Origin of the sequence: Sulfuricella sp. T08 (assembly GCF_000971475.1) — a bacterium.
GTDB lineage: Bacteria > Pseudomonadota > Gammaproteobacteria > Burkholderiales > Sulfuricellaceae > Sulfuricella.
In genome coordinates this window covers 75191-88477 of sequence record NZ_DF967544.1, presented here as the reverse complement: position 1 = coordinate 88477, position 13287 = coordinate 75191, and the positions used below count along the sequence as shown (strand labels likewise).

Genomic DNA, 13287 nt, shown 5'->3' with positions numbered 1-13287 from the left:
TAAATCGTGATCCTGCCGGCCCCGGCCGGCGTTATCGCCCCCCCCCCCCTTTTTCCTTGCCCTACTAATAAATAGCTGTCAGCAATCAGCGGTCAGCTTTTGGCTTGTGCGCGCAACGCGCACGGTTTTGCCGAAGGTGAAAGTTGATGGCTGGAAACCAAAGGGACAGGCGGCATGTCGGAAATTGAAAAAACCAGGGTCCAGGAAAGTCTGCAGGAGATACTGCAACAGGTAGTCGAACTGCTGAGCAGGCATCAGCTGGTAGAAGGACTCGTCCATAAACAGGACATGCCGCGCCATGATCTAGTCGAGACGCTGGTGCACAAGCAGCATCTGGCCGAATTGCAGAAAAAACTCGACGAGCTTCATTCCGCCGATATTGCTTACATCCTCGAAGCCTTGCCGCTGGAACAGCGCCTGCAGGTCTGGGACCTGGTCAAGGTCGAACGAGACGGCGACATTTTGCTGGAAGTATCCGATGCGGTGCGGGAATCCCTGATCGCCAGCATGGACAGTGAGGAACTCCTCGCCGCCGCCGAGCAGCTCGATACCGACGAAATCGCCGACCTCGCCCCCGACCTGCCGCACGACGTGCTGCAGGAACTGATGGTGTCGATGGACGCACAGAACCGCGCCCACCTGCAGTCAGCTATGTCCTACCCGGAAGACACGGTCGGTGCGTTGATGGATTTCGACATGGTTTCCATCCGCGACGATATCAGCCTGGAAGTCGTGTTGCGCTACATGCGCCGCCTTGGCGAGTTGCCGGGTCACACCGACAAACTGTTTGTGGTGGATCGCAACGACAACTTCAAGGGAGTGCTGTCCCTCGAGCGGCTGCTGGTCCATGACCCCGAGGCGAGCGTAGCGGCGGTAATGGCCGAGGATGCGGTGATTTTTCATCCAGACGACGAAGCCGACGAAGCTGCCTCGGCATTCGAGCGCTATGACCTGGTTTCCGCCCCGGTAGTGGATCGGAACAACAAGCTGGTGGGACGCCTGACAGTGGACGTGATGATGGATTACATCCGCGAGGAAACCGACAACGAGATGCTGTCCATGGCCGGTTTGCGCGAAGAGGAAGATTTGTTCGCCACGGTGTGGAAAAGTATCCAGAACCGCTGGACCTGGTTGGCCCTCAACCTGGTGACGGCGTTTATCGCCTCACGCGTGATCGGTGTATTCGAAGGATCGATCGAGAAGATCGTGGCACTGGCGGCACTGATGCCGATCGTTGCCGGGATCGGCGGCAATTCCGGCAACCAGACCACGACCATGATCGTCCGCGCCCTGGCGCTGGGGCAGATTCGCGGCAGCAGCATCCGCAAGCTGTTCCTCAAGGAACTCGGGGTCAGTCTGGTCAACGGGTTGATCTGGGGCGGCATCATCGGACTGGTCGCCTGGCTCCTCTACCGCAATGCGGCACTGGGCGTGGTGATGACCGGAGCGATGATCCTCAACCTCCTGCTGGCGGCGCTGATGGGCGTGCTTATTCCGATGCTGATGCACAAGCTCGGACGTGATCCAGCGGTGGGTTCCAGCGTGATGATCACCGCTGTGACCGACAGCGGCGGTTTTTTCATTTTTCTCGGCCTGGCCACGATTTTCCTGCTTTAATAAAAGGGTGCTTTATGGGTTTGCCCTAAAAAAGCTATTGAACCGCCAAGGACGCAAAGGACGCGAGGTAAGACAAAATAGGTTACTGATTACTGGGGGCTACCCAGCCGGTGGAAAGAGAGCCCATCTATCCATTCGTTTTCCCTTGCGTTCCTTTGCGTCCTTGACGGTGAACTGCCGTTTCTAGGTTTAATCGGTAAATGAAACCATGCCGTTTTCGCCTTTCTATTTCGCGTTGCTTCTGGTCGCGTTTGGCCTGCTGGCGGTTTTTGTCCAGGTCGGCGCCCTGACCCTGGCCTTCGACAAGCTCGGCCTGTCGCCCAATTCCGCCACATTGTTGCTGTTCACCTCACTGCTCGGCAGCCTGATCAACCTGCCGCTGTTCAGCGTCAAGACAGAGGGTCCACCGCCTTCTATGCCGCAACCGTTCCGCAGTCTGCTCAGATTGCCGCCGATGGAATTTACCGGCAAGACCGTGGTTGCGATCAACGTCGGCGGCTGTCTGGTGCCACTGGCTTTTTCAGTCTACCTGTTGCGGCATAACCCCCTGCTCAGTCTGTGGGCCGTGATCGGCACGGTGGCGCTGGTATCCATGGTGTGCCGCCTAGCAAGCCGCCCGGTACCGGGCGTAGGCATCGGCATTCCCATTTTTGTCGCACCACTGGTTGCGGCGATGGCCTCTCTCATCATCGACCCGGATTACAGCGCACCGCTCGCCTACATCAGCGGCACCTTGGGCGTATTGATCGGGGCCGATATTTCCCGCATTAACGACATTCGCAAAATGGGAACGCCGTTTGCCTCGATCGGCGGGGCAGGGACTTTCGACGGGATTTTCCTCACCGGCATCGTGGCTGTGCTACTGACCTGAAAAATAATTTTTCTGTGCCGGGAATAAATCGCTGGGCCAGGGTGTTTACCCAAGTGTAATCCCCCTTAAATTTATTCAACAGGAGCAAATCATGAACAAGAAAGTCCATTCATTCGCCGCCGCGGTTCTGTTTTCCCTTTCCGCCTCTAGTTTCGCCGGCCCGGCAGACGACGCCAGCGCGCACTTCAAGGCGATCGCCGCCGGCAATGTCGAGCAGATCATGCAGGGTTATTCCGACAACGCCAGCCTGCAATGGGTGGGCGGTCCGCTCGACGGCGCTTATGCCGGCAGTGACAAGATCCGTGAAACCTGGAGCAAGTTCGCCAAGGCCAACGCACCACTCGAAGTGACCGTGGCAAAGCTGGAAGAAAGCGCCAATCCCAAGGGCAGCACCGTCACTGCCAATGTCGAATTCAAGGGCAAGGCCGCAATCAAGGTACGCTACGTGCTGGTTTACCGCGAAGGCAAACTGGTGAATGAAGTGTGGCAGATTGACCCGAAACTCGCGCTGGGCTACTAAGTCTTTGTGGAAAAATTTGACCGCCTGATCGAGGAGCACATCCCCCGCCTGCGCCGCTATGCCCGGGCGCTGGCAGGAGATCGTACGCGTGCCGACGACTTGGTGCAGGACACGCTCGAACGCGCCTGGGGCAAGTTTCATTTGTGGCGGCGTGGCAGCGATCTACGCGCCTGGCTATTTTCCATCATGCACAATGTGTATGTGAATGGCATCAGGAAGAGTAGTGCTGCGCCCATGCTGTTGCCGCTGGAGGAAGATGCGCTGAATGTGCCGGTGCGCGCCGACCAGGAAGACGGGCTCCAGGTCCGGGATGTGCATGCGGCACTCGGCTGCCTGTCGCAAGATCAGCGCGAAGTCTTGCTGCTGGTCGGGCTGGAGGAAATGCGTTACGAAGAAGTGGCGAAAATACTGGATGTGCCGCTGGGAACGGTGATGTCGCGCCTGTCGCGCGGACGCGAGCGCCTGCGCCAGATCATGGCGGGCGGCGCCGTACCGGCTTTGAGGGTGGTGAAATGAGCGAGCCGATGCAGACTGTGAACGAGGACGAATTGCAGGCCTATGCCGATGATCAGCTGGATGAACCGCGTCGTGCGGAAGTAGGCGCCTGGCTGGCGAACCATCCTGCCGAGGCCGGCCGGGTAGAGGATTACCGCCGCCAGAACGAGGCCTTGCACGCCCTGTTCGATCCAGTGCTGGACGAGTCGGTGCCGCCACGCCTGCAAAGGCCGGAGCCGGCTTCCTGGCTAAGCATGCCCTTGCTGCGCCATGCTGCGGTAGTGGCGTGGCTGGCCATCGGCGGCACGCTCGGCTGGTTCCTGCATGGCACGCAGGATGTGCGTTCCGGCACCACCATGGCCTTTGTCCGTCAGGCGGCTGTGGCTCATGTGGTATACACCCCGGAAGTGCGCCACCCGGTCGAAGTGGGCGCAGAGCAGGAAGCCCACCTGGTGGCCTGGCTGTCGAAACGGCTGGGCGTTTCAGTCAAGGCGCCTCACTTGAGCGAGGCCGGCTATGAACTGGTCGGCGGCCGGCTATTGCCCGGCAGCAGCGGCCCGGCGGCGCAGTTCATGTACCAGGATGGGCGCGGCCAGCGCCTCACCCTGTACGTGCGGACGGATGGCGGCGGCAGCCGGGAAACCGCATTTCGTTATGCCCGTGAAAACAACATCGGGGTGTTTTACTGGATCGATGGGCCGCTCGGCTATGCGCTATCCGGCGACCTTGAAAAGTCCGAGCTGCTCAAGGTGGCACAAGCCGTTTACCACCAGCTTAATCCCTAACAAATCTTCACCACGATATCGTGCAGAGTATTGGCACAATGCGCCATGTTGTGAGCGGCATTGGAGAGGTGGCGATAGATTTCGCGGCGCTTGAACATGTTGATGTAGTCGTCGCCCTTGAATAATTCGGCGAGGGCGATGCGATACAGCCTTTCGACCCGCCGCTGCGCCTTGCGCGCTATATCGGCATCGTCCGCTGCCGTCAGGGGGGTGCTACCCAGCTTGCCGAATCCCGCGACTAGGGCGTCTACGCCTTCCTGCAGCAGCTTGGACTTCTCGACGATAAATGTGTCCGGCGTCACCCCAAGTACGTCCATTTCACTGACGGTGGTTTTGCAGTAGGTCACGATCCGGTCGAGGTCGGCGATCGCCCGGTAAATGTCCTCCCGGTCGATCGGGGTGGAGAAGGCTTCGTTCAGGGCATGGAGGTTGCGCATTTTGATGAGGTCGGCTTCATGCTCATCCTGCTTGATTTTTTTCCCCAGGGTTTCGTCACCGGTTTTCATGAATTCAACCAGATCATCCACCGAAAGGCTGACCATCTCGCATTGCTCAGTCAGCAACTTGAAGAAGTTGGGCGTTTTCGGAAACACGCGATTGTAGAGCGCTGAGAGGAGGGATTTGGATGGTTCGCTCATGGCTTATCCTATCGAGTTCATTGTCAGTTGCACGATGAAATAACATGCGATCGCCACTATTGCCGCACCGGGGATGGTGATCAGCCAGGTTATGGAAATCTCTTTCGCTTTCGCCCAACGCACCGCCTTGGGGCGCTCCGAGGCGCCGATCCCCATAATCGAGGTGGCGACGACATGGGTGGTGGAAACCGGCGCGCCGACCAGAGAGGCGGCGAAAATCAATCCCGCCGAGGTGAGCTGGGAATCCAGCGCATGTAGCGGCCGCACCTTGTAGATGGCGAAACCCAGGGTGCGCACGATGCGCCAGCCGCCGGACATGATGCCCAGCGTGATCGACGTGGCGCAGGCCAGCATCACCCAGAATGGCACGGCGAACTCGTGGATGAAGCCGCCCAGAAGCAGCACCAGAGTGAGGATGCCCATGCTTTTCTGCGCGTCGTTGGCGCCGTGGGAAAAAGCCAGGCCGGCGGCAGTGAGGAACTGGACGCGGCGCAAGCTGCGATTGATCGTGGGGCTCGCGCCGCGCAGCAGGAACAGCATCAGGCGGTGCAGGAAGAAACCCGCCCAGAAGCCGATCAGCGGCGACAGCACCAAGGCCAGCAGCACCTTGGTCACACCAGTAAAGTGGCCGTGCAGCAGCAGTTCCTCGAAGCCCCATGCGACATGATCGGCGCCGACGGCCACCACCACCGCGCCGGCGAGGCCGCCCACCAAGGCGTGCGAGGAAGAGGAAGGAATGCCTCGCCACCAGGTCAGCAGATTCCAGACGATGGCTCCCACCAGTCCGCACAGGATGATGGTTAGCGATACCGTGGCTTTCAGGTCGCCCAGGGTGATGAAGTTGCCGATGGTGTTGGCGACCGCCGTGCCGCCCAGCAGCGGGCCGAGGAATTCGAAAAAACCGACGATCACCACCGCCTGCACCGGGGTCATGGCGCGCGAGGCGATCACCGTGGCGACGATATTGGCGGCGTCGTGAAAGCCGTTGGTGTAATCGAACAAGAGCACTATCACCACCGCGGCGATAGCCAGAATCAGCACGACATCCATGGTTGGCGCGAAAAATTATGATGAATCTAGGCTACCATCGTTTGGCGCGGATGTGGGTGCTTTATTTAAGCCAAAAGAACTAGTCCAGCGTCTTGCGGTAGCGCTTCAGTCCTATCGCCACCACCGTTAGCAGGAACAGGCCGATCGGCCACAGGTGCGGCAGGGTTTCCATCAGGCCGTTGCCCTTCAGCAGGATGCCTCGCACCATGCGCAAAAAATGGGTCAAAGGCAGCAGGCTGCCGACGTTCTGCGCCCATTCCGGCATGCCGCGGAACGGGAACATGAAGCCGGACAGCAGCATCGACGGCAGGAAGAAAAAGAAGGTCATCTGCATCGCCTGCATCTGGTTCTTTGCCACGGTGGAAAACATCAGGCCGACCGCCAGGTTGGCGGCGATGAAGGCGAGTACCACGATATAAAGCAGCACGACGCTGCCGAGGATCGGCACGCCGAAGATCAGCCGCGCCGCCAGCAGGATCAGTGTCACCTGGATGTAGCCGACCATGATGTAGGGCACGATTTTCCCGGCCATCACCTCGAATGGTCGCACCGGCGTGGCGAGCAGGTTTTCCATGGTGCCGCGCTCGCGCTCGCGGGTCATGGCGAGGCCGGTCTGCATGATCATGGTCATGGTCAGGATTACGCCCATCAGGCCCGGCACGATGTTGTACTGGGTGATGCCTTCCGGGTTGTAGCGGCGGTGGATTTGCACGTCGAACGGCGCGGGCTTGCCTTGCAGCGGCTGTAGCGCGCCTTGCAGGTCGCGATTGAGGGCGGTCTGGGCCAGCTGGCTCAGCGCGCCCACTGCGTTGCCGACGGCGGTGGGGTCGGTGGCGTCAGCTTCGACCAGGATAGACGGGTGCTCGCCACGCACCAGCTTGCGCGCGAAATTTTCCGGGATACTCACCACGAACTGGGCGTCGCCCTCGCGATCAGCCGCTCGGCCTCGGCCTCGTTGCGCGGCTGCGCGGTCACCTTGAAATAGCCGCTGTTTTCCAGGGCGCGCACAAAGCTGCGCGAAAACTCGCTGTGGTCCGCCACCAGCACCGCCGTGGGCAGCTCTTTGGGATCGGCGTTGATGGCGAAGCCGAACAGAATCAACTGGATCATCGGGATGCCGACCATCATGGCAAAGGTCAGACGGTCGCGCCGCATCTGGATGAATTCCTTGTTGACCACGGCCAGGAAGCGGTGCCATACGAAGCGCTCAGACATTGGGTTTGGCCCCTTCCATCATCTGGATGAAGACATCCTCCAGTCCCGGCTGAATCGGTGCCCAGCGGCATCCGGGTTGTTCCCGGAAGGGCGAAATGGATTGTTCCAGCAGGTCCTTGTCGGTGCCGCTCACGTGGAGGGCGTTGCCGAAAGGCACCACCTGGCTGATTCCCGGTAGCCCGCGCAGTTGCGCGCCCAGCACGTAAACGTCAGAACATTCCACCATCCAGGTGACGATGCCGGAATTTTCCACCACCTCCGCTACCGTGCCCTGGGCCAGCAAATGGCCGTAGGCGATATAGGCGAGGCGGTGGCAACGCTCCGCCTCGTCCATGTAGTGCGTGCTCACCAGCACGGTGATGCCCTCCCCGGCAAGACGGTGAATTTCGTCCCAGAAATCCCGCCGCGCCTTGGGATCCACCCCGGCGGTGGGCTCGTCGAGAAGCAGCAGCTGCGGTTCGTGCAGCATGCAGGCGGCCAGCGCCAGCCGCTGTTTCCAGCCACCGGACAGGGTGCCCGCCAGCTGCTTCTGGCGGTCGGCCAGGCCGAGCCGTTCCAGCGACCGCTCCACCGCCTCGTTGCGGTTGTCCATGCCGTAGATGCGGGCGGTGAAATCCAGGTTCTCGCGGATGGTGAGGTCTTCGTAGAGGCTGAAACGCTGCGTCATGTAACCGACCTGGCGCTTGATCTGGCGTGTTTCGCGGATCACGTCGTAGCCCAGGCAGGTGCCGCTCCCGCCGTCAGGCGTAAGCAGGCCGCACAGCATGCGGATGGTGGTGGTCTTGCCGCTACCGTTGGGGCCGAGGAAGCCGTAGATTTCGCCGCGCCGCACCTGCAGGGCAAGATTGTTCACCGCCACCAGATCGCCAAAGCGCTTGACCAGCCCGGTGACGTCGATGGCCAGCGTGGCATTATTCATGGAGCTAAAGCCTGACGTCCATCGGCTGGCCGGGGCGAAGTTTTGCGGCATTGATCGAGGCTGGGCGCGCTTCGACCAGGAACACCAGCTTGCCGCGGTTTTCCCGGCTGTAAATTACCGGTGGGGTGTATTCGGCCTGCGGAGAGATGTAGCTGATCGCGGCGGAAATCGGCGCGGCGCAGCCGTCGCAGGACAGCGTGACGGCCTGCCCGGTTTTCAAAGCGCCGATCCGGGTTTCCGGCACGAAGAAGCGCACCTTGATGTTTTGCGGCGGCAGCAGCGACACCACCGGGCTGCCGGCGGGCACCCACTCGCCCTGGACGTAAAGCGTATCCTGCACCAGGCCGGCAACCGGCGCTGCCACGCTCTTCTGGGCGAGCGACCAGTCAGCGCGGATAAGGGTTGCGCGGGATGCCGCCACCGCCGCTTCCGCGGCGTGAATTTCATCGGCCCGCGCCGCCAGTTTGGCGGTAGCAAGCTGAGCTTCCAGCTCTTTTAGATGTTCGCGGTCGCGCTTCAGCGCAGTACGGCCGGCATCCAGTTTTTGGCTGGAAATGAACCCCGCTTTCGCGAGTTTCTCGTCGCGCGCAAAGTCATCTTCTGACAGCTTCATGGCAGCCCGCGCTTGCTCTCGCTGGGCGACGATGGCGTCCAGTTCGGCGGGGCGTTTGCCCTTCTTCAGGTTTTCCAGTTGCGCCTCGGTACGCTTCAATCCTTGTGTCGCCTCGTCGCGCGCCGCCTTTTCATTGTCCTGCTCCAGCGCGAACAGGGGCGTGCCAGCTTCGATCTGCGCGCCGCGCTGCACGTTCAGTGTCGTCAGGGACCCGGCGTAAGGTGCTGCCACGCGCACAAATTCCCCCTCGGCATAGCCTTGGTAAATCTGCGCTGATTCGTGCGAACAGCCGGCAAGCCCGGCTGCCGCGAACAGCAGTCCTAATTGCCTTAACTTGCCGTATTTACGCATAATCATTCTGCCTTCATACGAGGGTGCCGGGCACGCCTGGTTTGCCAGCGCAGCAGGCCGTTTTAGTTCCAGCCAACCTGAAGGTTACCCTTCACTGAAACGCGCTTTCGCGCGGAAGCGCTCAAGAGCGTTTTCCACTAGAGAATACACCGCCGGTACCACCACCAGAGTGAGCAGGGTCGAGGTAATCATGCCGCCGATCACCGCCACCGCCAGCGGACCGTTGGTTTCCGCGCCGGCCCCCAAGCCCAGTGCTGCCGGCAACAGCGCCAGGATCACTGTCATCGAGGTCATCAGCACGGGCCGCATCCGGATCGGACAGGCATCGGAAAGCGCTTCGTCGATGCCCTTTCCTTCTGTGCGCCGCTGGTTGGTAAGATCCACCAGCAGGATCGAGTTCTTCGCCACCAGGCCAATCAACAGCACCAGGCCGATCATCGAGTAGATGTTGAGGGTGTGGTTGAACAGCCACAAGGCCATCACCCCGCCGATAATGGCCAGCGGCTGCGCCACCATGATGATGAAGGGCTGGATGAAGGAGTTGAACTGGCTTGCCAGCACCATGTACAGCAGGACCATCGCCAGGGAAAAGGCGAAAATCATGTTCTGCATGGTCTTGCCGAATTCTTCCGCCTGACCGATCATTTTTACGGTATAGCCCATCGGCAGGATTTCCGCAGTGGCGGCTTTTACTTTGTTTACAGCATCGCCGAGCGGGATCGTCGGTGAACCGTAAAAGGTGGCGGCATATTGCAGGTCGAAGCGGCCGATCACTGCGGGTCCCAGCGTCTGCTTCACGTTCGCCACAGTGTCGAGACGCACCAGCGACCCATCGCGGGAACGCAGGTAAACCTTGTTCAGATCGGAAGGCTGCCTGAATTCGCCGTCCTTGGCCTTGACCCGGATATCGTAGCGCTGACCATCTCCCGGCATGTCATTGAATTTGGCAATGTCTACGCCGCCGGAGAGCAGGTTGAGTGCAAGCGCCACGTCCTGGGTCGTCAGCCCCGCAGAAGCAATCCGGGTGCGATCGGGATCGAGGACGAGTTGCGGCAGGTCGAGCTGCAAATCGAGGTCCATGCGTCCCAAGCCGGGATCCGCCGACAGAGTTTGCTGCAACGACTTGGCCAAGCGTCCTACTTCGTCGAGATTGGGGCCGTTGATCACGAACTGCAAGGGCTCGCCTCGCTGGCCGCCGACCATCGGATAGGGTGCGGCGAAAGCGCGTGCACCGGGGATTTGCGCCAGCTCCTTGCGAATCACGGGGATGACGTCCTGCTGCTTGATTTTCCGCTCTCCGCGCGGCGCCATGCGCACCACCACCATCCCCTGATTGACCTGTCCCGCATTGCCGAGGCCGATCAGGGCAAACTCGGTGACGATTTCCTTGTGGCTGAACAGCAGCTTCTCGACCATGCGTAAACGGCTGTCGGTGTATTCGATGCTGGAGCCGAGCGGGGTACGCAGGTTTATCAGGAAGCGGCCTTCATCCTCTTCAGGGACGAAAGTTTTGCCCACGTTGATGAAAAAATAGCTGCTCGCCACGACGGTCGCCAGGGTCAACGCAACCACCTTCCAGCGGTGGCGTAGCGCCTTGTCGAGCAAATAACGGTACAGGCTGTCCATGCCGTGAAAGAAGCGATCCAGGATGTAATACACGCGTCCGTGCTGCTTTCCCACCTTGAGGTAGCGCGAGCACAACATCGGCGTCAGGGTGAGCGATACGAACAGGGACACCAGCACGCCGAAGGTCACCACTACCGCGAAGGATTTGAAGAACTGGCCGATGATGCCACCCATAAAGATCACCGGCGCGAAAATCGACACCAGCGACAGCGTCGCCGCGATCACCGCGAACATCACTTCGTGGCTGCCGTTGACCGCAGCGGTGACCGGGTCGGCGTCGATTTCCTCGCGGTGGCGAAAGATGTTTTCCAGCACCACGATGGCATCATCGACCACCACGCCGATCAGCAGCAGCAGGGCGAGCATGGTGAGCGAATTGAGGGTGTAGCCGAAGAAGTAGATCACCGCCACCGCGCCCATCAGCGATACCGGAATGGCTGTGGCGATGATCAGTGTGGAGCGCATGCTGCGCAGGAACAGCCAGACGATCAGCGAGGCCAGCAGCGTGCCTTCGAGCAGATGTTCTTTCAGGGAATTGACGATCTCGTTGATGAAAATTGCATCGTTGGAGACGACGTTTAGTGTCATGCCCGGCGGCAGTTGCGGGATGATCTCGGTTTCCAGGCGTTTCTTGATTGCGTCGACAATCGCTACGGTGTTGGTGTTGGTGACCTTGACGATGCCCAGGCCGATAGTGGTTTTGCCCATGAAGCGCGCGAGCTGACGGTAATCGGCCAGGCCGTCCTCGACTTCGGCGATATCGCGGAGACGCACCGGTGAGCCATCGCGGTAGGCGACGATCATTTTTTCCAGGTCGTCGAGGCGGTGGAATTCCAGGTCGAGTTTGATCAGATTTTCGGTTTTCTGGCCCACCAGAAAACCGCCAGCGAGCTGGACATGCTCGTTGGCAAAGGCGGTGTTGATATCCTGAGCGGTGACCTTGAACGCGGTCATCTTCGCCGGCAACAGGTTGACCCGGATGGTGCGGTCGCGCCGACCGCCCAACCGCACCTCGCCGACGCCGTCGATGGTTTCCAGACGCTTCTTGATGACGTTGACGGCGTACTGGTTGAGTTGCTGCTGGGTGCGGTCGCCGCGCAGCGCCAGCCACATGATAGGCATGGCATTGGTCTCGACCTTGGCGACGACGGGGGGATCAGCATCCTTGGGCAAACGGCGCAAGACCTGGTTGACCTTGGCCTGCACCTCGTTGAAGGCGACATCGACTTTCTTGTCCAGGCCGAAGGTGATGTTGATCACCGATACGCCGGGCGAGGAGGTGGACTGGATGTGTTCGATGCCAGGTACGCTGTTGATCGACGTCTCGATCACGTTGGTGATGCTGGCGTCGACGATATCGGGATTGGCACCCTTCAGCGTAGTGGAGATCGAGACGACGGGAAACTCGATTTGAGGAAAGCGATCCATGCCGATGCGCTGGTAGCTGATGTAGCCGAACAGCACCAGCACCGCGGACAACATGAACGCCAGCACGTGACGTTTGACGGAAAGTTCGGGCAAGGTCATTTCTGCTCGCCTTTTTTGCCGTTCGCTTCTTTCACGCTGACCGCAGCCTTGTCTGTAAGGAAACCCGCGCCGTCAACGGCTACCGTTTCACCTGATCTTATGCCCTGTAAAATTTCCACCTGACCGTTCTGGGTGACGCCGGTGGTGACAACGTTCTGAATAGCCTTGCCATTCTCGATCACGTAGACCACCTTGCCGGCAGGTCGCAGAACCACGCTGACCTCCGGCACGATAACCGCCTCCGCATGCTCCTCGACGATGACTGCGCCGTTGACCGAAGCGCCCGGTTTCCAGCCGCCCGGGTTCTTGACTTCCACCACCGCATCGAAGGCGCGGTTGGTGCTGTCCACCATCGGCCTCACCTGTTCGATCTTGCCTGTTACGGTGGCATCCGGTGCGGTCGGCGTGGAAAGATTGACCACCTGGCCCACCTTGATGCGCTGCGCCGAGGTTTCAGGGAAAGGCAGGCGGATGCGCAGATTTTCGCTAGTGGAAAGCTGGAACACCGGCTTGCCAAGATCGATCCAGTCGCCCACCGAAACCATGCGGTTGTCGACCCGCCCATCCACCGGCGAAACGATGCGGGTGCGGGAAAGATTCTTGGCGGCACGGGTGTACTGCTCGCGCGTGGAGACATCCTGGGCTTCGTAGCCTTCCAGCAGAGAGGGCGAAATAAAACCCTTCCTGGCCAATTCGCGATAGCGTTCCGTCAGCTTGCGCTGGCTGGTTGCCTGGGCTGCCAGACGCTTCTCATCGGCGGAAAAATCGGTGGCATCGATTTCAGCCAGCAGTTGTCCCTTCTTTACCGGGTCACCGATTTCGACATGGACCTTGATAATGCGTCCCGCCACTTCGGCCCCCACCTTGGGTGCAGTTGAGCTATCCGCCTCGCCGACCGACTGCTCCAGCACCTGCATGGTGCGCGATTGCGCCTGGATGACGGTGATGATCGCTGCCGACGGGCCTTTCTTCTGCTCTTCCGGCTTTTTCGCGCACCCGGGTAGCAGCAGCGCAGTACCGAGCAAGCAGGGGATCAGGATCGAGGTGGTTGTTCGCATGT

The 13287-nt window shown here is 60.2% G+C and carries 11 protein-coding genes and 1 pseudogene; 5 read left to right on the top strand and 7 right to left on the bottom strand.

The window, feature by feature from the left end; translation table 11 throughout:
• The first annotated feature begins 174 nt into the window (after positions 1-174).
• The 5 genes from mgtE (at position 175) to SCT_RS11465 (ending at position 4288) form a co-directional block, all read left to right on the top strand.
• Positions 175-1617 (top strand): magnesium transporter, encoded by a 1443-nt coding sequence (mgtE, locus tag SCT_RS11485; RefSeq protein WP_059423123.1) that lies wholly within the window; start codon positions 175-177, stop codon positions 1615-1617.
• 208 nt (positions 1618-1825) lie between these two features.
• Positions 1826-2488 (top strand): DUF1614 domain-containing protein, encoded by a 663-nt coding sequence (locus tag SCT_RS11480; RefSeq protein WP_059423121.1) that lies wholly within the window; start codon positions 1826-1828, stop codon positions 2486-2488.
• A gap of 91 nt (positions 2489-2579) precedes the next feature.
• Positions 2580-3008, top strand: a complete 429-nt coding sequence (locus SCT_RS11475; protein ID WP_059423120.1) for a nuclear transport factor 2 family protein — start codon at positions 2580-2582, stop codon at positions 3006-3008.
• 6 nt (positions 3009-3014) lie between these two features.
• Positions 3015-3524, top strand: coding sequence for an RNA polymerase sigma factor (locus tag SCT_RS11470; protein ID WP_059423118.1), 510 nt, complete (start codon positions 3015-3017; stop codon positions 3522-3524).
• The gene (locus tag SCT_RS11465; protein ID WP_059423116.1) at positions 3521-4288 is read left to right on the top strand and encodes an anti-sigma factor; all 768 of its coding nucleotides are present in this window, start codon (positions 3521-3523) and stop codon (positions 4286-4288) included. The genes SCT_RS11470 and SCT_RS11465 overlap by 4 nt, the downstream gene beginning before the upstream one ends.
• Here SCT_RS11465 and SCT_RS11460 read toward each other — a convergent pair.
• The 7 genes and pseudogenes from SCT_RS11460 to SCT_RS11430 form a co-directional block, all read right to left on the bottom strand.
• On the bottom strand, positions 4285-4926 hold the full coding sequence (locus SCT_RS11460) for a DUF47 domain-containing protein (RefSeq protein WP_009207021.1): 642 nt from the start codon (positions 4924-4926) through the stop codon (positions 4285-4287). The genes SCT_RS11465 and SCT_RS11460 overlap by 4 nt on opposite strands.
• Positions 4927-4929: 3 nt before the next feature.
• The gene (locus tag SCT_RS11455) at positions 4930-5976 is read right to left on the bottom strand and encodes an inorganic phosphate transporter (RefSeq protein WP_059423115.1); all 1047 of its coding nucleotides are present in this window, start codon (positions 5974-5976) and stop codon (positions 4930-4932) included.
• A gap of 79 nt (positions 5977-6055) precedes the next feature.
• Positions 6056-7086, bottom strand: a pseudogene (locus SCT_RS11450) (ABC transporter permease).
• A gap of 97 nt (positions 7087-7183) precedes the next feature.
• Positions 7184-8110, bottom strand: a complete 927-nt coding sequence (locus SCT_RS11445; protein ID WP_059423113.1) for an ABC transporter ATP-binding protein — start codon at positions 8108-8110, stop codon at positions 7184-7186.
• A gap of 4 nt (positions 8111-8114) precedes the next feature.
• Complete coding sequence (locus tag SCT_RS11440; protein ID WP_237759674.1) at positions 8115-9080, bottom strand: HlyD family secretion protein; 966 nt, start codon at positions 9078-9080, stop codon at positions 8115-8117.
• Between the two features lie 78 nt (positions 9081-9158).
• Positions 9159-12227 carry an efflux RND transporter permease subunit gene (locus tag SCT_RS11435; RefSeq protein WP_059423112.1) on the bottom strand — a complete coding sequence of 1023 codons (3069 nt, stop codon included), beginning with the start codon at positions 12225-12227 and terminating at the stop codon, positions 9159-9161.
• Positions 12224-13285, bottom strand: a complete 1062-nt coding sequence (locus SCT_RS11430) for an efflux RND transporter periplasmic adaptor subunit (protein ID WP_059423107.1) — start codon at positions 13283-13285, stop codon at positions 12224-12226. The genes SCT_RS11435 and SCT_RS11430 overlap by 4 nt, the downstream gene beginning before the upstream one ends.
• Positions 13286-13287: the final 2 nt, after the last annotated feature.